The sequence below is a fragment of the Arthrobacter sp. Soil_C_60 genome (assembly GCF_057656375.1).
On the sequence record NZ_JBDGKM010000002.1, the window covers coordinates 147,216 to 171,067 of the forward strand.

Sequence of the window (23,852 nt, forward strand, 5' to 3'; positions counted from 1 at the left end):
CCCCGCCAGTCTCGGAGCGGGGGTCTTCGGGCGTCCCGGACGGATGAATGGGGGAAAGCATCCGGTCCGGAAGCGGCCAATATCTTGGGGGAAGATAATCGCGGCCAGCTGTGCCTTGTACAGTCTGCCAATTCACCGCACCCAATGGTGAATCGTTTGTTACAAACTGCGTAATGTTGGGCGCTTGGCCCAATATCGCCCTATTCCCCCATCCCGGTCGATCACGGGAGAAGATCGAGAAGTGGCAAACGTAGATCAAAAAACTTCAGAACAGCCGACGGCGGAGCAGCTGCGAGACATCGCCGAGCATTCCTTCGGCATCGAGACCCTCCGCGAGGGTCAGCTCGAAGCCATGGAAGCAGCCGCCGGCGGCAGGGACGTTCTCGCCGTCATGCCCACAGGGCACGGAAAGTCGGCCGTGTATCAGGTGCCGGGCATGGCAATGCCGGGCACCGCCGTCGTTGTTTCGCCGCTTTTGGCACTCCAGCGCGACCAGGTGCAGGCCATCAACGCGGACCTGCAGGCGGAGCGGGCCTTCGCGATCAACTCGCAGGTGCGGGCCAAGGCCGAGCGGGCGGCGTGGGACGCGCTGGAGAACGGGGAGGCGAAGTTCATTTTCCTGGCGCCGGAGCAGCTGGCGCGCGAGGAGACCATGGCGCGGCTCGCCAAGCAGGACATCAGCCTGTTTGTGGTGGACGAGGCGCACTGCATCTCGTCATGGGGCCACGATTTCCGGCCGGACTACCTCACCCTGACTGCGGTGGTGAAGCGGCTGGGCCATCCGCCGGTGATCGCGCTGACCGCCACCGCCTCGCCGCAGACCCGCAACGAGATTGTGGACCGGCTGGGCATGCGCGAGCCGCATACCTTTGTGCACAGTTTTGACCGGCCGAACCTTAACCTGAACGTGCAGCGCCACCACGAGGAACGTGGCAAGCAGGAGGCCGTGCTGGACCAGCTCGCGGAGCTCCAGGGGCCGGGGCTGCTCTACGCCGCAACGCGCAAGGACACCGAATTCTACGCGGCGGAGCTCGCTGAGCGCGGACTGCGGACGGATGCCTACCACGCCGGCCGCAAAGCCTCGGAGCGGAAGGCCATCCACGAGCGTTTCCACGCCAATGAGGTTGATGTCGTGGTGGCCACCACCGCATTCGGCATGGGGATCGACAAGCCGGACGTGCGGTTTGTGGTGCACGCGGACATCACCGACTCGCTGGACAGCTACTACCAGGAGATCGGCCGGGCCGGTCGGGACGGCGAGCCCGCCCGCGCCGTGCTGCACTACCGCTCCGAGGACCTGGGGATGCAGCAGTTCTTTGTCGGCGGCACCCCGGCCGAAGAGGACCTGGCCGCGGTGTTCGAGACCGTCCGCGACCACTCCCCCATCCGTGCCGCCGGGCTGCGCGACCACACCGGGCTGACGCCGCGAAAGCAGACCCGGGTGCTGAACCTGCTCGAGCACAGCGGCAGCATCGCGGTGAACCGCAGGGGCTATCGCGCCGTCGGCTCCGTCAGCACTGAGGAAGCGGTGGAGAAGGCACTGGCCGAATCCGAATCGCGCCGGCTGATCGACAAGTCGCGCATCGAAATGGCGCGCGGCTACGCCGAGACGGACACCTGCCGGCGGGACTGGCTGCTGAACTACTTCGGCGAGGAGACGGACGGATACTGCGGCAACTGCGACAACTGTGAAGAGAGTTCCAAGGCGGAAGCCGAAGCTCACGAGGCCGCCATGCCGGAGGGCTACGAGATCCAGCGGCCGGTGACGCACCGCGAGTGGGGCCACGGCATTGTCATGGGCACCCAGCCGGACCGCATCACCGTGCTCTTCGACTCGGTGGGGTACCGGGACCTGGCCTTGAAGGCTATCGAGGAAGATGAAGGACTGCTGACGTACGACGGCGGCGGCGCGGCTTAATCCCGCGGGTCCCGTTCCGCAGCTGCCCGCCCTGCTTAGAAGAACGTCTCGATCAGGCGGGTGACCTTGGCACTGGCTCCGGGTGTGAAGGTCTCAACCGCGGGGATGAGCCGCCATTTGTCGAACATGGTGCACGGGTGCGAGAGCCCCAGCACTACCAGATCCCCCACGGCGGGCTCGGCGCCGTCGGCCGTCCGCAGGAACGAGTGCTGGTCATTCATCCCGCTCACCGTGGCCCTGCGCAGGTCGGAAGCCTGACCCGTCGCCCGCGACACGGCGGTCAGCGGGATCGGAAAACCCTCGTCGTAGGGGAAGTCGCGTTTGCCGCCGTCGAGCAGGGCCAGGCCGGGCTCCGGCTGGGACAGCACCCTGCACACGGCGCGGGCCGCCGGCACCAGGGTCTCGTCACTAGTGGACGCGCGGTCCGGGTCGAAGGGCGACAGTGCGTGGTATATCCCGTGGTCATGGGTGATGTACGCGCCGGACCGCAGGACGTACCGCGCCGTGTCGGACTTCCGCGCCTGCGCGAACAGTTCGCTGACGACGTCGGGATAGTTGCTGCCGCCGCAGGTCACCAGCACGTCGCCGTCGTCGTACAGATAGCCGATCCGCCGGTGCAGCTCCAACAGATCCGAAACGTAGCGGTGGAGGAAGTCCAGCGTCGCCTTGTCCCGGTCGTGCCCGAGCGCTCCCTCGTAGCCGGCCACCCCGGCCAGCCGCAGGACCGGTGAGGCGTTCACCGCTTCGGCGAGCGCAACCGCCTCGTCCACACTGCGGCAGCCGGTCCGTCCTCCCGGCGCCCCGAGCTCCACCAGCACGGACAGCGGCCGGGCCAGCGTGACCCCGGCCAGGGCTTCTTCGGCAACGCCGATGGCAGCGGGATTATCCAGCCAGGACCAGATGGAGCACTCGGGATCCTGAAGCTCGCCGGCGACCCAGCGGATGGCGTTCGGGTCCGTGAGCTGGTTGGCCAGCAGGAGCGCGTTGAAGGAACGGGCCCGCCCCACCCGCAGCTGGCTCGGATTGGCCACAGTGATGCCCGTGGCTCCCGCGTCGAGCTGCTGCTGCCAAAGCTGCGGCGCCATGGTGGTCTTGCCATGCGGCATCAGTTCCAGGTCCCGCTCGCCCAGCCAGCCGGCCATGAACGCGACATTGTGCGCCAGGGCTCCCTCGTCCAGCACCAACAAGGGCGTCCAGAAATCCGCCAGATCCGGACCGGCCGCGGCGTACTCCTCAACGGTCCGGCCGGCCGCGTCGACCGGCAACCCCTTGTCCTCCGCGCTGATCATCCGGGCCTGCTGTACCTGCTGCTGTGGGTTCAACGTTGCCCCGCCTTTCGTCGTCGTCGTTGGCATTTGTCTCCAGCGTAGTGGGCCAACGACGGCGGGGCTCACCTTTGCGGGTCAGTCGCCTACTGCCTCGCGGCCGCGACGCACAATCAGCGGATCCGGCTCGTAAACCACGGAGCTGTCCTTGTCCTCGTAGTCGAACTGGTTGAGGAAAAAGCGCATCGCGTTGACCCGCGCCCGCTTCTTGTCATTGGACTTGATGGTGATCCACGGCGCGTGGTCCGAATCGGTGCGCAGGAACGTGTCTTCCTTCGCCTGGGTGTAGTCCTCCCAGCGGTCCAGGGAGGCAAGGTCCATCGGCGAGAGCTTCCAGCGGCGCACCGGGTCGATCTGGCGGATCGCGAATCGGGTACGTTGTTCGTGCCGCGTCACCGAGAACCAGAACTTTGTGAGGTGGATTCCGGAGTCCACCAGCATCCGTTCGAAGACCGGAGCCTGGTCCATGAAGGTCTCGTACTCCACCGCACTGCAGAACTCCATCACACGCTCCACGTTGGCCCGGTTGTACCAGGAGCGGTCGAACAGCACGATCTCGCCGGCCGTGGGCAGATGGTGGATGTAGCGCTGGAAATACCACTGGCCCTGTTCGCGGTCAGAGGGTTTTCCCAGCGCCACCGTCCGGGCGGCCCGAGGATTCAGATGCTCCGCAAAGCGCTTGATCGTCCCGCCCTTGCCCGCGGCGTCCCGGCCTTCGAAAACGATCACGTGCTTGAGGTCATGGTCCTGGCTCCAGTACTGGAACTTCAGCAGTTCCACCTGCAGCCGGTATTTCTCCAGCTCGTATTCTTCCCGGGACATCCGTTCGTCGTACGGGTAGTCATCCCGCCACGTCTCCACCGCCGAACCACCGGGATCAATAAGCTCCGGGTCCTCGCCCTGCCCGCCCCTGACCGAGTAGCCCAGCTTCACCAGCTGGTCGATGGCCTCGCGCAGGTTCTCCCTGACCCAGCCTTGATTCTCAATCGACCAATGTTTGCCGTCCTGAGTCATCCCACCACCCCTTCCGGCTCGCGAATTCACGGCACTCTAACAACGCCGGGTGAACGATTGGTGAACTCGCTCCGCCTGCGACGACGACCGGCGGCCGCAGTGCGTGATGGAATCAGGGGATGGAGATCCGCCCCTACGCCGAAACCGATGCCGCAGCGACGCTGGGCGTATTCCTGGCGGCGGTGACGGAGACGGCTTCAGTGCACTACTCAAGGGAGCAGATCGCGGCATGGGCGCGGCCAGCTGAACGGGATGCCGTCCAATGGAACTTGGCGAGGAAGGCACGCAATACCTACGTGGCCACGATTGGAGGCGAGGTCGCAGGCTTCTCCGACGTCGGAGCCGATGGCTACATCGAGATGATGTTTGTCGCCCCCAAGTTCGGTCGGCGCGGTGTCGCCGGCGCCCTCCTGACGCATCTCCACGGCATGGCAGTAGGAGCCGGCGCATCCGAGCTGTATACCAACGCGAGCATTACGGCGCGGCACTTGTTCGAGCAACATGGCTTCGCCGTGGTCGCGGAGCAGCACCGCGTCACACATGGCGTAGCGATGACCAGCTACAAGATGGTGCTCCCGCTTTAGTGGAATGCTGGGCCTATGACAACAACGCAGCCGCTCACGGCAGGCCGACGCCGATACGCGGCGGCTGCGATGGCCGGCGCCGTGATCTACGCTGCGGTGGATATTGTCCTTCACCTGCTGCCGCCGCACTACAATCCGATCAGCGACGCCGAGAGCAACCTCGCGGTTGGCCCGTTCGGCTGGGTCATGAACCTCAATTTCCTCGGCCGCGCCGTCATGACTTTCTGCGTGATTGCGGCCATCGGCGGTACGGGGCAGGCGACGGGATTGCGGCGTACCGGTTCCTGGCTCCTGGCAGTCGGAGGCGTGTGCTCGGGTGTTCTGGCGTTCTTTTCGGCCGATGTCCATGCTGCCGGCGCATCCGGTCTGCAGGTTTCCACTGCCGAAGGCACCATCCACCTTTACGTCGCGAGTCTCGGGTTCCTCGCCGCGTTGGCGGCCTTCGTCCTGCTGACACTGTGGATCCGGACCAGTCCGCAACTGCGCAGCGCCTATCCGGCAGCACTGGCCTTCACCCTGCTGGCCGGCGCCGGACTCGCGTCTCTTGGCATGACCATTGGCTTTGCTCCCGACCTGCTCGGCTTGGCGGAGCGGATCTGTTTGGTCGGCATCCTCGGCTGGGCTTTCGCCGTCGCCGCCGCTATCCGCCGGTCCGACCCCTGATCAGTCGGATCACCCCAACCCGGCTCCCGCGTCGCCCAGCCGCGTACCCCTAATATGGGACGAATGAGAGCTGATCCGGACCGCCCGAGCACCCTCAGGGTCCATTCCGCTGCCCTGCGTCGCGACCGGGTTCCGCGTGCACGCCCCCAGCTCCGGCTGCCCAGCAGACTGACCCGCCGGGGCCTTTCCATCGGGATCGATATCGGGGGCACCAAAGTCGCCGCCGGCGTCGTCGACGCGGACGGCCGCATCCTCGCCGAAGAAATCCGCGCCACCCCGGGGCACGATCCCCGCGAAGTCGAGCACGTCATCGTCTCCCTTGTCCGCTCCTTGTCGGCTAACCACCGCATCCTGTCGGTCGGCATCGGCGCCGCCGGCTGGATGGACCGCAGCGGCAGCACCGTGCTGTTCAGCCCGCATCTGGCCTGGCGCAACGAGCCGGTCCGCACCAACCTAGAAAAGCTGCTGCACCGCAGGGTTTCGCTGGCCAACGACGCCGATGCCGCAGCCTGGGCGGAATGCCGTTTCGGCGCGGGCAGCGGCCAGAGCCGGCTGGTCTGCATCACGCTGGGAACCGGTATCGGAGGTTCCATCGTCATCGACGGGCGGCTCGAACGGGGCAACTGGGGCGTGGCCGGCGAGTTCGGCCACCAGGTCATCGTTCCGCACGGCCACCGCTGTGAATGCGGGAACCGCGGCTGCTGGGAACAATACGCCTCAGGCAACGCCCTCGGCCGCGAGGCGCGGGAACTTGCTCGCGCCAACTCCCCGGTTGCCCATGAGTGGCTCCGCGCAGTGGATGGCCGCGCGGAGGAGATTACGGGCGCCGTCGTTACTTCCCTGGCCCGTGAGGGCGATCCGGCCAGCATCCAGTTGATCGAAGACATCGGCGAGTGGCTCGGCCTGGGCCTGGCCAACCTTGCGGCGGCCCTGGACCCAGGGATGTTCGTGATCGGTGGCGGACTCTCCGAAGCAGGCGAGCTGCTGCTGGAACCGACCCGCCGTGCATTCGGACGCAACCTCACCGGCCGCGGTTTCCGTCCAGCAGCACCGATTGAGCTGGCGGCACTGGGTCCGAAGGCAGGGCTTATCGGCGCCGCCGACATTGCCCGCTTCTCCTGGCGGTAAGCCGCTCTGGGCAGGACGCACGCTTCACCCGCCTGCCCCACCCGCAGGGCCGGCGTGCTAGACAATAAGGATGATGTGGCTCTTCACCCTGCTGGGCGTCGTTCTGATTGTTGCCGGGCTGAACGACATTTTTCATTCCGTGCTCCGGCCAACGGGGCGGAGCCATCTGAGCCACTTCGTGGTCAACGGAATGTGGAAACTCTTCAGGGGCAACCAAGCGATCCGGAAGTACGCCGGCCCGCTGGCCATCGTCTCCGTGATCCTCACCTGGACCGCGCTCCAAGCAGTGGGCTGGGCGCTGATCTACTACCCGCACTTTCCCGACGGGTTCTCCTATTCATCGGGACTGGATGAGACCAGGTATTCGAATGCCGCGGAGGCACTGTACGTCTCGGTCATGACGCTGTCCACGCTTGGCTACGGCGACGTCGTTCCCATCGATAACTGGATCCGCTGGGCCTCTACCTTCCAGGCCGTTACCGGATTCGGCCTGCTCACCGCCGCGGTTTCCTGGTTCATGCAGATTTACCCTGCCCTTTCGCGCCGCAGGACGCTGGCGCTGAAACTGTCGTCAATGAGCAAAAACGGGTACGTGGACAAACTGCGGCACCTCGAACCCGCCGTGGCCTGCAGCGCACTGGAATCCGTAGCGGACAGCATTGCCCAGGCACGCATTGACCTGAGCCAAACCACGGAGACCTACTACTTTCGGGATACATCCCCTGATGTATCCCTTGCCGTTTCCCTCTCTTATGCATTGGATCTTTCCGCGGCCGGACAACAGTCGCCCAGCAAGGACGTCAACCTCACCGCCGAGGTGCTGGAGACCTCGCTAACGGAACTGGCCCGTTACCTGCGGGACGAGTTCACGCTCGAAGGCACAAGCACCCGCGAGGTTTTCCGCGCATTCGAGGCAGACCACGGCCACCGGGACTGAGCCACCGCCCGCCTCGGGCCGAAACTGCCCTAACGCCCTCCGCCGTCTGCCAGTTGCCCGTCGAGAAACGCCAGCACTTCGGCGGAAGCCGGATTGATGAGATGCCCGCCCTCCACGACCTCGTGGCGTGCCCCGGGGATCAGGTCGGCCAGAACATTGTCGACGGCGCGGAAGACCGGCGGCGACGTGGCACCAGAAACAATCAACACTGGCTTTCGCACGTGGGCCAACTGCTCGTGGTCCGGCCTGGAGGACCCGCCCTTCAGTTCGGCCATAACGGCAGGAGCGTTATTGAGCACCATGCGCCGCCAAGCATCGGGCAAGTGCGTCCAGCCCTCGTCGCCGAGGATCTCGCGGTAGAAACAGTCCGCCCCAGCCTCCGGTCCACCGGTTGCGGCAGCCGCGGCGACGTTTGCCTCCAGGGCACCCTCCCACGCATGGGCTTCCGCCGTCATGGTCACGATAGCCGGCTCCAGCAGGACAAGGGCCCGGACCAGCCCCGGGTAGCGTTGCACCAGGTCAACGGCGATCTCGCCGCCGTAACTGCGTCCAATAACGACGGCGGGGGTCGCCTTGAGTGCCTGCAGCAGCGCCGCGGCGTCCTCGGTATGTTCACCCACCGAGGTCATCGCGTACGGTTCCGGCCGCTCACTGCGGGTGCAGCCGCGCCGGTCGTAGATGATCGTTCGTCCGCGCTTGGCAAGCTCGTCCACCGCCTCGCCCCAGACTTTCGCCGAGCTGCCGGTGCCGTGGATGCACAGGATCGGAACGCCGTCGCCATGTTCCTCGTAGTAGAGGGACACCCCGTTCACACGGATCTCGCTCATAGATACAACGCTACGCGCATCCCAAACCGCCCGTCCATGGCCCCGACAGGGCGAGGAACGCGGAGAACCCCGCGGCGACCGAGCCGACCCCGGCACAAAAGGCCCGTTCTTTTCAGGCCCACGCACTTTAGACTTGAGCGATGACCAAGAACTACGCGGAGACCCCCGTCGCGGAACAGCTCCAGGACCTGATCCTCAGCAGCGAGGATGTTGACGACTTCCTCGAGGATCTGGCCGTCTTTTCCTCCGACATCCTTGGCGGGGGCGTCGAGGTGCACTGCGGAGTGACTCTCAAGCGGGACAAGCGGGCACTCACGGTAGCCAGCAGCAGCGCGCAGGCCAAGCTACTGGACGAGGTCCAGTACGGTTTTGGCGACGGGCCATGTCTGCACGCCATTGCCACCGAGCAAACAACGGTCATAGCCGATGTGCGCACGGATAACCGGTGGCCGGACTACTTCGCCGCCGTTGCCGAATTCGGCTTCTACTCCATGATGGGAGTGCCGCTGATCCTGGGTCAAAGCGGCGGTGCCGCGTTGAACTTCTATGCGCGGGAACCGGACACCTTCGGAGCGGACGCCGTGCGTATCGCCGAAGGCTATGCCGCCCAGGCGTCGCGGTCGCTGCAGCTGGCTCTGCGTCTGGCCCACAGGTCCGAAACTGCTGACCACCTGAAGCGGGCAATGGACTCGCGGACCACTATCGATCTGGCCGTCGGTATCATCATGGGCCAGAACCGCTGCAGCCAGGACGAGGCCTTCAGCATCCTGAAGAACGCCTCCAGCAGCCGGAACGTCAAGCTCCGCGAAGTTGCAGCGGGAATCGTGTCCTCCATCGGCCAAGGACCGGCGGAGACCTTTTTCGAGGACTAAGCCGGACTCCGCTGTCACTCGTCCCGCCGTGCGCGACGACCAGGGGCAAAGGCTTTGGCCCGGATCTAAGCTCGGGCGAAGGCCAGTATGGCGGCTGCTGTCCCAGCGGCTGCACCGTAGTGGACGATGTGCGGTTTGCCCGGTATTTCCAGGAAGCGGCCGCGCGCCGCGATGGCGGTCAGGTTTTGGCACCAGGACCGGGGCGCCACGGGATCGCGGGAGCCCCGGACTACCAGTACGGGCTGGGCGATCCGGCTCACTCGCTTTTCCAAATCGTAGGACATCATTACCGGCAGTTCGGTCAGATACCAGCGTATGCCGGAGCGCAGGTAGTCGGTAAACACTATGGCGTTGCCCGCCGGGCTTTCCCTGAGCGAGTTGGCCCCCAGCAGGAGGGCCTGGATCAGGACATTCCGGCGCGCTGAATCAACAACGGGGCCGATCAGCACAACGTGCGAGACTAAGTCAGGGCGCAAAAGGGCAAGTTCGGTGGCGAACTGCGTGCCCATGGAATGCCCGATCACCACGACGGGTCCGGTGCCCAGCTCATCGAGCGTGCCGGCTATGACCGCGGCATACTCAGCCACTGAAATCTGCCGGTCCGGTTTGGCGGCTGCGCCGAATCCCGGCAGGTCGAAGGAATGGACGTCCCCGTGCCCCGCTAGGATCTGCTGCAGTCTGCGGTAGTAGCGGCGGGACATGCCGATACCATGCAGCAGCACGAAAACCGCGGTAACCGACGTCGTGTGAGGGCCGGCCAAAGAATACACGTGGGCGTCCAGGGAACCTGTGGTCACGATCCTTGCCGTGAGCGCATCATGCGGCCCCACGCGGGTTTGGCGCGTCCGTGCAACTCCGGCCAAGGCCGCCTTGCTTATCTGAGCAGTGCGCTGCATCGGTCTACCTTTCGTGAACCCTGCGAAGGTGCCGTCGCGTAGGGTTCAGTCCGTGGCCAGCGGTCGGGGCCTTGATCTTTCCTTTCCTGCAATGCGCTCACCCGAGAATGGGCAGGGCGGACGGTGCGCACTCGACCTTGACGAAAGTTCCGGCGTCAACGGACTTCACTTCGCCGTCGATCTGGTACGGCAGGGGCTTCAGTGTGGTGAACTCGTAACTGCTCACGCTAGGCTGGTCTCCGAGGCCTTGGGTGGTGGCGCGCAGGGCCGTCAGCAGGACCCGCCACTTGGGCAGGTGCGGGAAGATGACTACTTCGAACTTTCCGTCCGAGAGCTTGTCGTCGGCCTCACTGAGCGTCGCGTACTTCGCCATTTCGGCAATGTTGGCGAAGACGATGCTGTCGAACTTCCGGCGCTTGCGGTCCGTTTGGCGTATTTCGAAGGGCTGAAACTTTGAAAACGTGCGCACCACGGAGACCATTTCTTTGAGGGCCCCTTTGCTGCCCTTTTCCAGATCGATGGCCATCACCGGTGTCAGGCCGAATCCGATGTAGGAGTGCGCATATTCAGCAGGGGTGTCCGGTCCCCGGCCAGTGTGCATCCGTAGCAGGTCGATATGGCGTACCCCACCTTGGACGATGGCTTCTGCCAGCGGCATGGTGCCCGTAGTCCTGCGGTGGTCGTTGGCGTTTCCGGCGGCCATGACAGCACACACCGCGTTGGGGTTGCCGGCCTGCATGACCCCGTTGACCGCTTCGTTGTACCCGCCGTCGCCGCTGACGGACACGATCAGGACATTTCCTCCTCCGGCGGCGGCGTCGCGGGCCAACGTGACGGCGTGCCCGGCGTGCCCGGTCGGCTGCAGCACGATTTCCGGTGTGTAGGTCAGCAGTTCACCCAACCGGTCGCGGAGCTGCCCCGCCAGTTTGGGCGCGTCACCGGTGCTGTTGGGATTAAAAATGATGACGATCGATTCAAAAGTCCGCGCCAAATCCATGACCACTCCAAGTACTTGAGTCGGGAACCATGCCGGACCCCTCCTCTATCGGAAAAACTGTGTGCCCGCTGATTCTGCGGGTTTCCAAATCCACGGCGCTACGCGTACTGGCAGCCTGCCGGAACGCTTGCGCTGCTGTCCCCTATCCCGGACGCGTCTGGCTAGGCCATGACTGGTACCGGTTGGCCCGCGGCAATGCTCTGCCTTGTCTGCAGCCGCAGCTCCAGATCATTCATCACGATCGCGGCCAGGTCTTCCAGTGTCCGGGCGTCATCGTCGGTGAATTCCCGCGGTTCGCGGTCGATCACGCAGAGGGTTCCGAGGTTGTAGCCGTCGGGTGTGCGCAACGGGACGCCGGCATAGAACTGCAACCCGAATTCCCCTGCCACCAAGGGATTGGTTAGGGTCCTTGGATCGGTGGTTGCGTCCGGGATGATCCATGGGCCGTCTTGAAGAATGGCTGAGGCACACAGGCCCGGATCCCTGCCGATTTGTTCGACCTCCGTGCCGTAGTGGGTTTTGAACCAGATGCGGTCATGGTCCACTATGCTCACAATCGCGACGGGCACGGAGAATACCCGTGCCGCGATCGCAGTCACCCGGTCGAACATGCCGTCGGGAAGAGTGTCCAGAATCCTGTACCGGTGCACCGCCTGCATCCTGGACTCCTCATCATTCCACGGGGAGGAGTCAACCCTGCGCCTCCCTGCGCCCCGGGAAATTTCCTGCCGCAGCGCCAGGGAGACCTCCAGGGCTGACGGCCGGGAGGAGGGGTCGCGAGAGAGCATGGAGGTCAGCAGTCCGGCCCATCGGGGCGCAAGGCCGGCCGGGATCTGCGGAGGATGCAGCAACCGGGCCAGTGCCGACTGGATCGGGGCACCTGGAAAGGCCACCTCGCCGGTCAGTGCCTCGAGCAGGACCAGTCCGAGTGAGTACACGTCGCAGGACGGGCCTACAGGTTCCCCGGCAGCCTGCTCCGGACTCAGGTAGTGCGGCGTTCCCGAGGCGATCCCGTCGTCGCGCCCGTCGTCTTCCAGGATCATGGCGACGCCGAAATCACTCAGCTTGGCACGCGGCCTCGGATTCTGGTGGTTGTAGTCGACTAGGAGAACGTTGGCCGGTTTGACGTCCCGGTGGACGATGCCGTGATGGTGCATATAGGCCAGGCCGTCAGCAAGATCGTGGCCAATCAGGGCCACATGCGCAGCTGAGATCGGTGACTGTGCGCGGCGCCGGCGAAGATCCGGGCCGCGCACAAGCTCCATGACCAGATAGGAGACGGATGCGTTCGCGGGGTCTACGTCGGCATCGAACAACGTGACAAGCGCATGGTGGCTCATCCCGGCCAGAATCCGCAGTTCGGATTCCTGCCGGCGGGCGTGCGTGGCGTTGCCGTGCCGGCCCCCATGGAATACCTTGACCGCGACGTCCCGTTCCAGCAGTTGATCGACTGCCCGGTATACGCTGGATTGACCCCCGCGGCCGACGAGCTCCTCGACCTGGTACCGCCCGTTGAGCAGGTGCCCTCTTTCAATCATGCCCAACATCAGATTTCCCTCAAGTCAGTGGCCTTGGACGCTGAACGCAGTCCCGAAGCGGGATGAACGCAAGTCGGCAGAACCAAGTCATTTACTACCAGTGGCGGATTTGCCGTGCCGGGATCCTCGCGGCGCGGTGCCGTGAACCGGGTTCAGGTCAGTCTTGGGTAGCTGGCCAGGAAGTAATCAGCCGCGGCCGGACCTTTCATACACAGGCCGTTGGGCCCGGCACCGACGCGGCTCCTCATGGCAGCCCGGAAGGTCTTCTCCGGCCGCCGCGGAGTCCGAGTGACTTCGCACCAGCTGACGTAAAGACCGTACAAAGGATCGGGGGCAAGTGTGCAGTCCGATTCAAGGTCAGGGGCGGTAGCTTCCTGCAGGAATCGCTCGAAGTGGGAGTGTGCCATGGTGGCTCTTTTCCTCTGGGTGCCTTGGTGCCGCCGTTTCGCTACAGCAGCAAATGACTTCGGAACCGCGCACCAAGCACCGAAGCAGCCGCCGTCCCTGACTCGGGTGGCGGCCGATAGGACGAAGTCGAAGCGACGCCCCTACACTGTAGACTTTAGGCGTAGACTACGGGTAATGCAAGCCCGGCGGACTGAAAAGCGGCCCACGTTCCGCTGCCGCTCCCATCAGGATGGAAACGATGTCCCCCTCAAACGATTCCCGGCCGGACCATGTCCCCCACGGCAGGGCGAGGCTGACCCGCGAGGCGGTGCTTTCGGCCGCACTGGAACTCGTGGATGCGGAAGGTCTGGAAGCCCTGACGATGCGCCGGCTCGGGCAGGAACTGGGCAGGGACCCGATGAGCCTGTACCGCTACGCCGACAACCGTGCAGCACTGCTGGACGGCGTAACGGAACTGGTCCTGAACGAGCTCGCCATCGTCCCGGACGACCAGGACTGGCAGGGGCAGCTGCGTCGGATTGCCCATGAACTGCGGTTGCTGGCGCTCCGGCACCCCAACGTCGTTCCCCTGCTGGTAACGCGTCCCCTGTCCACTCCGCTGGGATTACGACCCCTGGGCACACTCCGCCCCCTGGAGCAGATCCTGTCACTGCTGGCCGAAGCCGGATTCGGTGCAGAGGACTCCCTGCACGTCTACCGGGCCTACTACGGCTTCCTGTACGGCCACATCCTCAACGAACTGCAGGAATTCATCGTGGACCCCGAAGAAAACGAAGCCCTGCTCCGCCTCGGCCTGCACCGCTTACCCGCAAAGCAATTCCCGCACTTGCGCGCCCTGGCATCCGCCCTGGCAGATTACGACGGTGCCGCCGAACTCGATGAGGGACTCAGCGTCCTGCTCTCAGGCCTCGCAGCCCGGCTCACGTCCCGTCCACGAACAGTCACGTAGGAATTCCGTCCCGTCTGCGAAGCGGATTCCTCAACGCGTTGTTCGGCTAGGCTTTCTCCTTCCGGGTTACGTGCGCGGCAGGCTCCGCTCCAGATCCGGAAGCTTGTTTTCGGTCACCGGCTGGATGCTGGTCACGGTGGCGAAGCCGGCTGCCAGCAGCGCGAAGTCGCTCTCCGGCGGCGCCTCCTCCTTGCTGTCCGCAATGGCCAGGCGAAGATGCTGCTGCCCGCGTTCGGCCATGGTGGTCTGGACGATACCGAATTCGGCAAGCGTGGCCGTACGGTATTCGGGCAGTTCAGGCGAGTCCGTGTTGGGCACATTGAGGTTCAGCACCGTGCCGGCCTCCTGCTCCAGCAGGAACGGCAGCAGCCCGGTCGCCAGCCGCGCGGCGTTGTCCCAGTACAGGTGCGCGGGATGCATGCCGGTATCCAACGACACTGCCATCCCGTGGCCGCCGTTGATGCCCGCGGTCAGCGCTGCACCGACCGTGCCGGAGTGCAGGATCACGCGTCCGACATTCGCGCCGCGGTTCACTCCGGAAAGTACGACGTCGGGCGGGTCGCCGAAGGCACCATGGGTAGCAATCATGGCGATGAAGCCCGGCGCGCCGTGCACCGCGAACGCCGGAACACCGTCTAGGCCTTCCAGATTCCGCTCCTCGATGCGGATGCGGCCCTCGTCCTCCCGGGCGGTGATGGAGGCGCTGCTACCGCTGGCTTCCACCACCGGTGCGGCAACCGTGACGTTGAGCCCGGCCTCCACCGCACCGGCAGCCAAAGCATGCAGCCCCGGGGAGTCGATGCCGTCGTCGTTCGTGATCAGGACCATTTTCGGCTTGTTCATTGTTTCCGTATCTTCTGCGCGAGCTCGTCCGGACTAATTTGCTGCGACTGGTCTGCTTCGGCCTCGCCCTCGAAGGGAGCCACCTTCACCAGGCTGCTCAGCTTGTGGATCGCCGCGGCCTCGCCGGTGCCCAAGCCGTGCCGGGTCACGTTCAGCGCGCCCGCAGCAGTTCCCAGCACCACAGCTTCATGCATGGAGCCGCCGTCGGACAGCGTTGCCGCGACGCCGGCAGTCAGCGAATCCCCGGCTCCGCTGGTGTCCACACTCTGCATCTCCGGCATGTGTATCTCGCTGACCTCGCCCTCTTCCAGCAGCAGGGACGGCAGGTGGGCGCGGGTGACAATCACCGTTTCCGCCCCTTCCTCGTTCAGCTTGCGCATCGCCTCGACAATGTCGGCGGGGCTGGAGCTGGCGGCGCGGCCGGACTCCACGAGCTCGTCGTCGGCGATCTTAACCACGGCCAGGCCGCCGGCCAATGATGCGGCCAGCCGCTCGCCCGTCAGGTCGGTAATGACCCGGCAGCCCGCGGTACCGAGGTCCGCCGCCAGCCGCCGGTACACATCGGCCGGTACCGCGTCTTCCCGGGCGGCGCCGCTGAGGATCACCGTTCCGGCGTCCATTCCCGCCTTGAGGGTCAGGCCGTACAGCTCGTCGAGCTCGTGGCGGGAGAGCTTGTCACCCGGAGATTCGGCGATGACCTTCCGGCCACCGTTCCGACGGTCGTGGATGTAGGCGCCGCCGTTGCCCTGGCCCTCGATCGAGAGGACATGGACGCCTTCGTCGGCGATCAGATGGCGCACAATGCGGCCGGTCTCCCCGGAAAACACCCCGCACATCGTGACCGAAGCCCCCAGGGCGGTGAGCATCCTGGCCTGCCACACGCCCTGGCCGCCGGCGTGGAGGTGGATGTCAGCGGTCCCTTCCACGTCCTCCACGGTCACGGTCAGCACCGGCGACGGAGCAAATATCACTACGGAACCCATCGCAGGCTCCTCTCAATCCGGCGTTCAGCCATGCCAGCCTCCTTGCCTCGGGCAGCCGCGCAACTGCGCCCCCGCCCGATATTGATTGCGGTCTCGGATGGAATGGATCCTGCTTCCGACACTAACCCCGCTTCAAGGACCGGACAATGGGGTTCGCTATTTCCGCGGCTTCCCGTGCTCGTCCGTCCGGACCGACTGGGTGACGAACTTGTTGCAGAACATCGCAAACGAGCCGTCCTGCCGCTGCACCAGGGTGGCACCGTCCTGCCAGATCCCGTTTTCCGCCGACCACTGCGAATCGAGCGGATCGCCCTGGTTCTGGTGGATGTTGTGCATGCCAAGCCCGTCCTCGAACGGTTCGCCGAACACCCAGATCCGCTGCGAAACCTCAAGCAGCGGCTCGAGGTCGGCGAGCGCCTCGGTACTCACGCCCGACTTCCACCGCACGGGGAAATGCACCCGGAACACCGCAGCCAGCAGGCCCGGAATGCACCCCAGATGGTGCCGCCAGCTCAGATCCTTATTGCGGATGAAGTCCAGCGCACCGGAATCCGGTGTGGACTCCAGCGGATGCCAGCCGTCGTCGAGTTTGTCCACGCCCTGGAGCATTGAGGGCCGCAACTCGATGACCCGCCACTGCACGCCGTTCGGCACGGCCTTGCTATCGACGTCGATCGCACACTGGTAGACACCCGCCGGCGTGCGCAGCCGCAGGTTCCCGTGAAAGTACTGCCCGTAGTCGTTCGGTGGATCCCGGAAGTAGTCCTCCTTGACTCCCGCGACCACCCCGTACCCATGATTCAGTGCCATAGGAACCACCTCACCTGCCCGATGCTGGGCTGTTCCTCACATCCTAGGCACGGATCCCGGCCTCCCGCCAGAACCTATCCCACACTGGACCGTGCCCCTGAGCAGGAAAAACAGTCAAAGCACGACGGCGGGTGGTCGGCTTAGGGCCGCAGGTTCACTCCGACGGTGGTGGGCTGTACGGGACCGGTGCTGTCGACGGAAAGGGTGATGGCCAAGGAGTCCACCACACCCGATCCGGAACACAGCTGTACGTTGCCTCGCCTGTTCGTCAGCGTGGAGGCGTGGAGCAGCGGTCTCAGTTCCTCTTACTGGACGGACCTGACCGTATTGGCTGTCAGTGGCGAAGAGGATAGCCGGCTCGTCCTTGCCCCTCGGGGCCCCGACCCCGTGCTGAACGAACGGGCGTGCTGTGCGGTTACAGGGTGATGGAGTAGACTCCGGCGGCCAGGACCATCACGCCCAGGACCGCTACTGTTGCGTTCGCAATGCCGCGCTGCGCTTCGGGTTTCATACGGCGCCATTTGCGCCGCAAACGTCGTAGATTCATGCAGTTCCCCAACTGTCTATCGCGTATTTCCAAACGGGACCACAACAGTCTGCTGAGCCGGGCACGCGCTGACCCGATTTCGGGGGATCAAGTGAAGCACGTGCCCGGCAGTTACAGAACTGAGAGCATCCCAGTACTAAACGCACTAGGGCACGCAAGGAAAAAAGTGTTCCCCAACAGGAAGTATCGTTCCCCAACGCCCCAACTGCGCCGGCAGATGAAGGAAGCTGCACCAACATTTTCCTTCACCGCTGACAATAAACTACAGCATCGTCATACCCGCGCGAAAGATGCGGGATTAAACGTTAGCCTTTCGTGTCGCGGGGAGCCGCCGTCGTCCTTCGGTTCTACTGCGCGGCCACGGTGTAGCTCGACCAGCCGGTACCGATGAGGTCCCGCTCGGCCCAGCTGCCCTTGTTGGCCTGGTAGTACCAGAGCCTGCCGTCGCTGCCCCTGGCGATCAGCCCGGCGGTCCCCTCCCCGGCGTAGCCGTTGGAGGTGACGATGTTGCTCATCGAGTTCCAGCCGGAGCTGCCCACAATCTGGCGGGTCTCGCTGACGAACTTTCCGGAGCCGTTGCCGCGGTAGAGCTTGAGCTGCCCGGCCGGGGTTTTGGCGACGACGTCCTTCTGCCCGTCCCGGTCCCAGTCCATCGCGGTCAGTGTGTAGTCGCTCCAGCCGCTGCTGCCCAGCACGTACCGCGGGGAAAGCCAGGTGCCGGAGTCGTTGGGGTATACGTAGAGCTTTCCGGTGGAGCTGTTCTTGGCGATCACCACCGGGTACTTATCGCCGGTCCGCCACTTGGTGACGGTCAGGTCGTAGGGCGCCCAGCCGCTGCTGCCGATGGTGTGGCGGGTAAAGCCGCCGTCGCGCTTGGCCTGGTAGTAGTTAAGCCTGCCGGACTTGGACTGGGCGATGATGTCGATGTAACCGTCGGCATTCCAGTCCACCGTGTGGATCTCGTCCATGGTTGTCCAGCCGGACGCACCGATCATGACCCGGGTGGAGCCGGTTCCGCTGTGTCCGTAGTTCCAGAGCCTGCCGTAGGAATCGAAGGCCACGATCTCGCCCTGCGACGTGATCGAGGGGCTCGCCTCCGGCGCGGCGTCGGCCGTGACCTCTACGCTGCCCAGGTTCCGGAAGTCCCCGGACGAGTTGCCCAAGGTGTCCCGCAGCGGATACAGCGTCACGTCCCACGTGCCGGCAGCCGCTCCCTCGGGAAGCGTCATGGCCCGCTCCCAGGTGCCGTTCTTGACGTCGCCGGCGACCAGCCCCATCTCGCCGAAGCCCACGGTTTCACCGGTCCCCTGGTGCTCCAGTTGGACCGACGGCGGCACTGCACCGGTTGCGTCCGTCACCTGGACCTTCACGGTGACCGTGTCCGTACCGTCCGCGAGGTTCAGCGTTTCCGGCGTCACGGTGGAGCCGGCCAGTGCCGGTGCGGCGGTGTCCACCTGGATGGCAGACGCGCTGAAGGAATGGGACCATTCCGTGGTGGAGCCTTCCCGCAGGGTGTACCCCGGCTGCGCCGCCGCGGTGACCATTACTGTGCCCGAACCCTGGTGGCTGCCGGCAGCGACCGTCTTGCCGTTGGCCTGGTAGCGGACCCCCTCGACCGACGGAACCGTGTAGGTATCGGCGGCGGTGCCGTCCTTGTCGGTGAAGACCACGTTTTTCGGCACCACCTCGACGACGGGCGGCTCCGGGGTCGGCGACGGGGCGGACCCCACCGCGGCGGCTGCATCCACCAGCCCCGCACCGCAACCCTGCGTGCAAGCACCCGGCAGCGGCCGTGCGGTGTCCTTGAGCCGCTGCTCCACGGCGGCCGGCGTCATGGTTCCGCCGGAGCCGGCGATCATCAGCGCAGCCACCCCGGCCACATGCGGTGCCGCCATCGAGGTGCCCTGCGAGTAGTAGTACGATTCGGTGCCGGGCGTCGTGGCGCCGTCGTTCAGTGTGGAGGCGATGCCGCTGCTGTTGGCGGTGCTCATGTCCCCGCCCGGAGCGGTCACGTCCACCACGGAACCGTAGTTCGAGTATGCGGCGCGGTTGCCCTCGCGGCCGCTGGCGGCCACGGTGATGACATGCTCGCAGTTCGCCGGGGTCGCGTTCAGGGCGTCCCGGTTCTCGTTGCCGGCGGCGACCACCACGGCGGCTCCGGCGTTGTAGGCGTAGTCGATCGCGGCCTGCGAGGTGTTGGAGCAGATTCCGCTGCCGCCCAGGGACATGTTGACCACGTCCGCCGGAGTCGGGTTGGCCGGCACGCCGGGCACCGTGCCGCCGGCTGCCCAGATGATGCCGTCGGCGATGTCGGACATGTAGCCGCCGCATGCACCGAGCGCTCGGACCGGGAGGACCTTGGCGCCGGGGGCCACGCCGGCCACGCCCTTGCCGTTGCCGGTTACCGCGCCCACGATTCCGGCCACGTGTGTGCCATGCCAGGACGAGCCAGCGCTGCCGGTGTTGGAGCCGCATTCGTAGGCACCGTACCAGTCCCCCGCGTCACGCGCGTCGGGGTCGCGGCCGTTTCCATCGCGGGACATAGCGGGATCGGAGATCATGTCGTAGCCCGGCAGCATGTTGGCGTTGAGATCGCTGTGGTTGGTAATGCCGGTATCGACGACGGCGACCACGGCGCCCTCGCCGCGGCCGGCATCCCACGCGCCGGGCACGCGCAGCCCGGCCCGTTCTTCCCAGAAGTTCCATTGCAGTTCATACAGCGGGTCATTAGGCGCCGCCGCTGCCGGCTGCAGCAGCGGATCCGGCTCCACGTAGTCAACGTCGGGATTGGCCTCCAGCCCGGCCACGAGGTCCTCGGTTGCGGTGGAGTCAAGCGTGGCGGCGGTTTCGATCACCTGCGCTCCGGTGGCGGTGGTCCGGACCTCCTTGACGGAGATGCCCAGGTCTTTGGCCGTCTTCCCGTAGGCATGGGCGCGGCCGGCGGAACTGCGCCCGGCCTTCTCCTTGAACTTCACCACATACCGGCCCGACGCCGGCACATCTTCCCGCTCGAGACCGGCTTCCGGCGCTACCGGAAGGGGTTCTTCGCCGTCGCCGGGGAGCAGTTTTTCAGCTGCGGCTCGCGGCTCTTCGGCGGCCGGGGCCGGTTTTTCGGCGGCGGCCGCCACGGCGGGAAACAGCAGGCTGCCCAGCAGCGCCGCTGCGCAGAACGAGGCGGTTCCAGAAGTGAGCCGGCGGGGACGGAGCTGAGACATAGGCATCCTGTCAATGGTGCACCGCTGGGGAGACGGCGCAAAAAAAGCACTTCAAAACGGAAGCGCCGCGAACACTTCCGGTATTGATTGTACGTTTTATCCCCGGCTTCGCACCATGGAGGAGCCAAATAATGGGGACCGAGATTACGACGTCGGGTGCCCGGCTTCCGCTAGCCGGGCACCCGCCGTCGTAATCAAAACAATGAACTTCTTCAAGACGTCAGTGCTGGATCAGGAATCCCGCGCCTCTGCCAGCTCCCTGTGCAGGGGTTGTCCGGCCTTCCGCCGGCCGTACTTCAGGTAGAAGAAGGCATAGCAGGCGCATACAAACGGGATGCCGAAGTAGAGCGCGCTGACTTGGTTGGGGTCAAACGCGAGGCCGATCAGGGAGACGACGCAGAGGCTGAAGGCCAGGATCGGCACCAGCGGGAACAGCGGTGCCCGGTACGCCAACGTGCCCACATCGCCGCCGTTCCTGATGAACGCCCGCCGGTTGAAGAAGTGCGCTGCAGTGATGGACATCCAGACCCCCACGGTCGCGAAGCCGGCTATCGAGACCAGCACCAGGAAGACCGTGGAGGGTGCCACGAAACCGCTGACCAGGGAGGCAAGCCCGCCCAGCATGCTCACGCAGAGGGCTACCAGCGGGATCCCGCGCTTGGTCAGTTTCTTGAACGCCTTGGGCGCATGGCCTTCGTCGGAGAGCGAAAAGAGCATGCGGGCGCAGGAGAAGAGCCCGCAGTTTCCCGCGGACAGCAGGGCGGTGATGATGACAAAATTCATCAGATCCGCGGCGTACGGAATGCCGATTGTGGCGAAGACCGTCACAAACGGGCTTTCGTTCAGCGTCACCTGGTCGTACGGGATGGTCGCCGCGACCACGATGATCGCGCCGACAAAGAACACGGCCAGGCGGATGACGGTGGTTCGCATGGCTTTGGGAATGTTGGTTCCCGGGTCGGCCGTCTCCCCGGCCGCGACGCCGATGAGTTCGGAGCCGGAAAAGGCATAGAACACCACCAGGCACGTCACCAGCACGCCCGTGAAGCCGTTGGGAAAGAGCCCTTCGGCCGTGTTGAAGTTCTCCGCCAGGAACGGATAGTTGCCTTCGGCCAGCGGGTGGAACCCGAACAGCGCGGCCCCGCCCAGCACGATCAGCCCGATAACCGCGCTGACCTTGATCAGCGCGAACCAGAACTCGGATTCGCCGAAGACCCGCGACGAGATCGCGTTGAGGGTGAACAGCACGGCGGCGAAGACCAGGCACCAGATCCAGACATCCACGTCCGGGAACCAGCGCTGCATCAGCAGGCCGGCGGCCGTGAACTCCGAGCCGAGCGCCACGGCCCAGCACAGCCAATAGAGCCAGGCCGTGGCAAAGCCGGTGGCCGGACCGATGGCGCGGGCAGCGTAGATGTGGAAGGCGCCGGAGACCGGATAGATCACCGCGAGCTCGCCCAGGCAGGCCATCACCAGATAGACGACGACGGCGCCCACCAGATAGGCAAGGACGGCCCCGAGCGGTCCCGCCTGCGCGATGGTATAGCCCGAGCTCAGGAACAATCCTGACCCGATGACCCCGCCCATCGCGATCATGACCAGATGGCGGGCCTCCATCGACCGGCGCAGCCCGGACTCGGGCGGATTCGGCGCAGATAGTGGGTCTGGGGTCGGCGAGGGCGAACCGGATGTGTCGGCTGGAACGTCGGTATGCGAGGGGGAACTAGGTCCCATGGTGCCTCCGGGAAAGTAGCAGCGAGTGGTGGGGTGATCCGGTGGGCCCGCCGGAAAACAGTGATCAAGCTAACACGAATAACCACACGCCACCGGAGTTCGGGAATTGTTGCTGGCCAATCGGAAAAACCCTTATGGAAGGAGTGGAGAAAGCTGGCATGAGCATAAGACTTACTAACGCAAGAACCTAGTGAGGGTAAATACCTCTTGGACCTCTGCTAGCGTTCGAGCCGAATTCCAGTTGACGAATTCCCAGTTGAAAGGACGTTTTGTGGAAACCACCCTTGAGCGCATCGAATACCCGGCGGTGTCGGATCGCGAATTGACCGGGCATCCTGCTTGGATCGCCCTGAAGCAGGCAGCGACGGAGCTGCAGCTTCTGCAGGCGCAGGACGGTTCCGTCCCCGACCCGGCGCACCACGGCCAGGCTAGTAACGCCGTCGAGGTCATCGCGAACTCGGTCGGCGAGCTCGCCGGCTACTTCCCGCATGACACCGAGTACCTTTCACTCCTGCGGGCCGATCTGGAAAAGTGGGCCGCCTCGGACTTCCAGGTTCCGGACTTCCTCGACTCCCTGGTTGCCTTCCAACCCCAGCAGCACCGTGTGGACGGGCTCAAGCACCTCGTCGTCTTTCCCATGTACACCCAGAACGGCAGCAGCAACCGGTTCATGGAAGCCGTGCTGGTGGAAGTGCTTTGGCCCGACTTCGTCGGCGAACTGGAGGCCGGCAGTTACTCCAACAAGCTCTTCGTCCCCATCCGCTTCCTCGACTTCACCCCCGGGTACAACACGAACTCGGCGGTGCTCTTCCCCGAAAGCGTTGCCGTCCGGAGCACCCCGCAGTTCAGCTGGGGCGGCATCTTCGCCGACCGCGAGGCAGCCCGGTTCCGCCGGGTGGTGCGGGCCGCCAGCGAGATCACGTCCCTCGAGCTTCCCGCCGAGGCGCAGGAGCTGTTGCAGGACCAGCGCCTGGCCGAAGAAACCTTCGTGATGTGGGACCTGATCCACGACCGGACGCACATGCGCGGGGACCTGCCGTTCGATCCCTTCATGATCAAGCAGCGCATGCCCTTCTTCCTCTACACGTTGGAGGAGCTGCGCTGTGACCTGACCGCCTTCCGCGAATCCGTCCTGATCGAGCGGGACGAAGAGTCCTCCCCCGAGGCCCGCTCGCACGCCAAACTCGTCCAGTACGCGGTCGTCTTCGACCGCATCTTCCGGTTCGCGATCACCGGCAGCCGCACCCGCAACTACGACGGGCTGGGCGGGCAACTGCTCTTCGCCTGGCTGCACCAGCACAAGGTTCTCCACTGGACGGACGGCAAGCTCTCCATCGACTGGGCCGACGTTCCCGACGTCGTGATTGAACTGGGCATACGGATCGAAGAGCTCTACTGGCGCTCCATCGACCGACCGAAAACGGCCCACTGGCTCGCCGCCTACAAGCTGATCAGCGGGACGGTCACGCCGCACCCGGCGTCCGTCTGGGCGCAGGGTCCTGCCGCCCTCCCGCTCGCCGGCCCGCCCCGCGGCCTGACCGACCAGGTGCTCGACGATGAGTTCCCGCTCTCCATGTTCTACGAGGCGCTGGAAAAGAAGATGCGCGCGGTGATCGAATCAACCGCCGGGATCACCGGCACGTCGGACACCCGGGAGGACTGAA

The 23,852-nt window shown here is 65.1% G+C and carries 19 protein-coding genes; 8 read left to right on the plus strand and 11 right to left on the minus strand.

The window, feature by feature from the left end:
* The first annotated feature begins 241 nt into the window (after nucleotides 1–241).
* Nucleotides 242–1,918, plus strand: coding sequence for a RecQ family ATP-dependent DNA helicase (locus AC3A4M_RS04445; RefSeq protein WP_498734205.1), 1,677 nt, complete (start codon nucleotides 242–244; stop codon nucleotides 1,916–1,918).
* A gap of 35 nt (nucleotides 1,919–1,953) precedes the next feature.
* Here AC3A4M_RS04445 and AC3A4M_RS04450 read toward each other — a convergent pair whose 3' ends face one another.
* Nucleotides 1,954–3,273, minus strand: coding sequence for an alanine racemase (locus AC3A4M_RS04450; protein WP_498734206.1), 1,320 nt, complete (start codon nucleotides 3,271–3,273; stop codon nucleotides 1,954–1,956).
* Between the two features lie 48 nt (nucleotides 3,274–3,321).
* The gene (ppk2, locus tag AC3A4M_RS04455) at nucleotides 3,322–4,257 is read right to left on the minus strand and encodes a polyphosphate kinase 2 (protein ID WP_498734207.1); all 936 of its coding nucleotides are present in this window, start codon (nucleotides 4,255–4,257) and stop codon (nucleotides 3,322–3,324) included.
* Between the two features lie 119 nt (nucleotides 4,258–4,376).
* Here ppk2 and AC3A4M_RS04460 point away from each other — a divergent pair, with 119 nt between their 5' ends.
* The 4 genes from AC3A4M_RS04460 to AC3A4M_RS04475 all read left to right on the plus strand — a co-directional run bounded on the left by AC3A4M_RS04460 (nucleotide 4,377) and on the right by AC3A4M_RS04475 (nucleotide 7,569).
* Nucleotides 4,377–4,841, plus strand: a complete 465-nt coding sequence (locus AC3A4M_RS04460) for a GNAT family N-acetyltransferase (protein WP_498734208.1) — start codon at nucleotides 4,377–4,379, stop codon at nucleotides 4,839–4,841.
* Between the two features lie 15 nt (nucleotides 4,842–4,856).
* Nucleotides 4,857–5,504, plus strand: a complete 648-nt coding sequence (locus tag AC3A4M_RS04465) for a DUF998 domain-containing protein (RefSeq protein WP_498734209.1) — start codon at nucleotides 4,857–4,859, stop codon at nucleotides 5,502–5,504.
* A 63-nt stretch (nucleotides 5,505–5,567) separates the two neighbouring features.
* On the plus strand, nucleotides 5,568–6,632 hold the full coding sequence (locus AC3A4M_RS04470; protein ID WP_498734210.1) for an ROK family glucokinase: 1,065 nt from the start codon (nucleotides 5,568–5,570) through the stop codon (nucleotides 6,630–6,632).
* Nucleotides 6,633–6,702: 70 nt separating this feature from the next.
* The gene (locus tag AC3A4M_RS04475) at nucleotides 6,703–7,569 is read left to right on the plus strand and encodes a potassium channel family protein (RefSeq protein ID WP_498734211.1); all 867 of its coding nucleotides are present in this window, start codon (nucleotides 6,703–6,705) and stop codon (nucleotides 7,567–7,569) included.
* A 29-nt stretch (nucleotides 7,570–7,598) separates the two neighbouring features.
* On the opposite strand, the gene AC3A4M_RS04480 is transcribed toward AC3A4M_RS04475, so the two are convergent.
* A complete protein-coding gene (locus AC3A4M_RS04480) occupies nucleotides 7,599–8,396 on the minus strand; it encodes an alpha/beta fold hydrolase (RefSeq protein ID WP_498734212.1) in 798 nt (265 codons plus the stop codon).
* Nucleotides 8,397–8,536: 140 nt separating this feature from the next.
* On the opposite strand from AC3A4M_RS04480, the gene AC3A4M_RS04485 reads away from it, so the two are divergent.
* Nucleotides 8,537–9,268, plus strand: a complete 732-nt coding sequence (locus AC3A4M_RS04485) for a GAF and ANTAR domain-containing protein (protein WP_498734213.1) — start codon at nucleotides 8,537–8,539, stop codon at nucleotides 9,266–9,268.
* Between the two features lie 65 nt (nucleotides 9,269–9,333).
* Here the strand turns inward: AC3A4M_RS04485 and AC3A4M_RS04490 are convergent, their stop codons facing one another.
* From AC3A4M_RS04490 to AC3A4M_RS04500, 3 genes are all read right to left on the minus strand, one after another.
* A complete protein-coding gene (locus tag AC3A4M_RS04490) occupies nucleotides 9,334–10,065 on the minus strand; it encodes an alpha/beta fold hydrolase (RefSeq protein WP_498734214.1) in 732 nt (243 codons plus the stop codon).
* Nucleotides 10,066–10,261: 196 nt separating this feature from the next.
* Entirely contained in the window at nucleotides 10,262–11,161 is a 900-nt protein-coding gene (locus AC3A4M_RS04495) for a diacylglycerol/lipid kinase family protein (RefSeq protein ID WP_498734215.1), read from the minus strand.
* A 161-nt stretch (nucleotides 11,162–11,322) separates the two neighbouring features.
* Entirely contained in the window at nucleotides 11,323–12,708 is a 1,386-nt protein-coding gene (locus tag AC3A4M_RS04500) for a GAF domain-containing serine/threonine-protein kinase (RefSeq protein ID WP_498734216.1), read from the minus strand.
* A 637-nt stretch (nucleotides 12,709–13,345) separates the two neighbouring features.
* Between AC3A4M_RS04500 and AC3A4M_RS04505 the strand changes: the two genes are divergently transcribed.
* Entirely contained in the window at nucleotides 13,346–14,056 is a 711-nt protein-coding gene (locus AC3A4M_RS04505) for a TetR/AcrR family transcriptional regulator C-terminal domain-containing protein (protein ID WP_498734217.1), read from the plus strand.
* A 66-nt stretch (nucleotides 14,057–14,122) separates the two neighbouring features.
* On the opposite strand, the gene surE is transcribed toward AC3A4M_RS04505, so the two are convergent.
* From surE to AC3A4M_RS04530, 5 genes are all read right to left on the minus strand, one after another.
* Nucleotides 14,123–14,899: a 5'/3'-nucleotidase SurE gene (surE, locus tag AC3A4M_RS04510; protein WP_498734218.1), complete on the minus strand. Its 777-nt coding sequence runs from the start codon at nucleotides 14,897–14,899 to the stop codon at nucleotides 14,123–14,125.
* Entirely contained in the window at nucleotides 14,896–15,882 is a 987-nt protein-coding gene (locus AC3A4M_RS04515; RefSeq protein WP_498734219.1) for a 1-phosphofructokinase family hexose kinase, read from the minus strand. Before AC3A4M_RS04515 ends, surE begins: the two co-directional genes overlap by 4 nt.
* 156 nt (nucleotides 15,883–16,038) lie before the next feature.
* Nucleotides 16,039–16,692, minus strand: a complete 654-nt coding sequence (locus AC3A4M_RS04520) for a DUF2278 family protein (RefSeq protein ID WP_498734220.1) — start codon at nucleotides 16,690–16,692, stop codon at nucleotides 16,039–16,041.
* 894 nt (nucleotides 16,693–17,586) lie between these two features.
* On the minus strand, nucleotides 17,587–20,454 hold the full coding sequence (locus tag AC3A4M_RS04525; RefSeq protein WP_498734221.1) for a S8 family serine peptidase: 2,868 nt from the start codon (nucleotides 20,452–20,454) through the stop codon (nucleotides 17,587–17,589).
* A gap of 231 nt (nucleotides 20,455–20,685) precedes the next feature.
* Entirely contained in the window at nucleotides 20,686–22,188 is a 1,503-nt protein-coding gene (locus tag AC3A4M_RS04530; protein WP_498734222.1) for an amino acid permease, read from the minus strand.
* 292 nt (nucleotides 22,189–22,480) lie between these two features.
* Here AC3A4M_RS04530 and AC3A4M_RS04535 point away from each other — a divergent pair, with 292 nt between their 5' ends.
* Entirely contained in the window at nucleotides 22,481–23,851 is a 1,371-nt protein-coding gene (locus AC3A4M_RS04535) for a DUF6421 family protein (RefSeq protein WP_498734783.1), read from the plus strand.
* Nucleotide 23,852: the final 1 nt, after the last annotated feature.

Excerpts from the sequence above, each read along its gene's own strand:
- AC3A4M_RS04450 (WP_498734206.1), bottom strand. The coding sequence starts at position 3,273 with ATGCCAACGACGACGACGAAAGGCGGGGCAACGTTGAACCCACAGCAG.
- ppk2 (WP_498734207.1), bottom strand. The coding sequence starts at position 4,257 with ATGACTCAGGACGGCAAACATTGGTCGATTGAGAATCAAGGCTGGGTC.
- AC3A4M_RS04460 (WP_498734208.1), top strand. The coding sequence starts at position 4,377 with ATGGAGATCCGCCCCTACGCCGAAACCGATGCCGCAGCGACGCTGGGC.
- AC3A4M_RS04465 (WP_498734209.1), top strand. The coding sequence starts at position 4,857 with ATGACAACAACGCAGCCGCTCACGGCAGGCCGACGCCGATACGCGGCG.
- AC3A4M_RS04470 (WP_498734210.1), top strand. The coding sequence starts at position 5,568 with ATGAGAGCTGATCCGGACCGCCCGAGCACCCTCAGGGTCCATTCCGCT.
- AC3A4M_RS04475 (WP_498734211.1), top strand. The coding sequence starts at position 6,703 with ATGATGTGGCTCTTCACCCTGCTGGGCGTCGTTCTGATTGTTGCCGGG.
- AC3A4M_RS04480 (WP_498734212.1), bottom strand. The coding sequence starts at position 8,396 with ATGAGCGAGATCCGTGTGAACGGGGTGTCCCTCTACTACGAGGAACAT.
- AC3A4M_RS04485 (WP_498734213.1), top strand. The coding sequence starts at position 8,537 with ATGACCAAGAACTACGCGGAGACCCCCGTCGCGGAACAGCTCCAGGAC.
- AC3A4M_RS04495 (WP_498734215.1), bottom strand. The coding sequence starts at position 11,161 with ATGGATTTGGCGCGGACTTTTGAATCGATCGTCATCATTTTTAATCCC.
- AC3A4M_RS04500 (WP_498734216.1), bottom strand. The coding sequence starts at position 12,708 with ATGTTGGGCATGATTGAAAGAGGGCACCTGCTCAACGGGCGGTACCAG.
- AC3A4M_RS04505 (WP_498734217.1), top strand. The coding sequence starts at position 13,346 with ATGTCCCCCTCAAACGATTCCCGGCCGGACCATGTCCCCCACGGCAGG.
- surE (WP_498734218.1), bottom strand. The coding sequence starts at position 14,899 with ATGAACAAGCCGAAAATGGTCCTGATCACGAACGACGACGGCATCGAC.
- AC3A4M_RS04515 (WP_498734219.1), bottom strand. The coding sequence starts at position 15,882 with ATGGGTTCCGTAGTGATATTTGCTCCGTCGCCGGTGCTGACCGTGACC.
- AC3A4M_RS04520 (WP_498734220.1), bottom strand. The coding sequence starts at position 16,692 with ATGGCACTGAATCATGGGTACGGGGTGGTCGCGGGAGTCAAGGAGGAC.
- AC3A4M_RS04525 (WP_498734221.1), bottom strand. The coding sequence starts at position 20,454 with ATGTCTCAGCTCCGTCCCCGCCGGCTCACTTCTGGAACCGCCTCGTTC.
- AC3A4M_RS04530 (WP_498734222.1), bottom strand. The coding sequence starts at position 22,188 with ATGGGACCTAGTTCCCCCTCGCATACCGACGTTCCAGCCGACACATCC.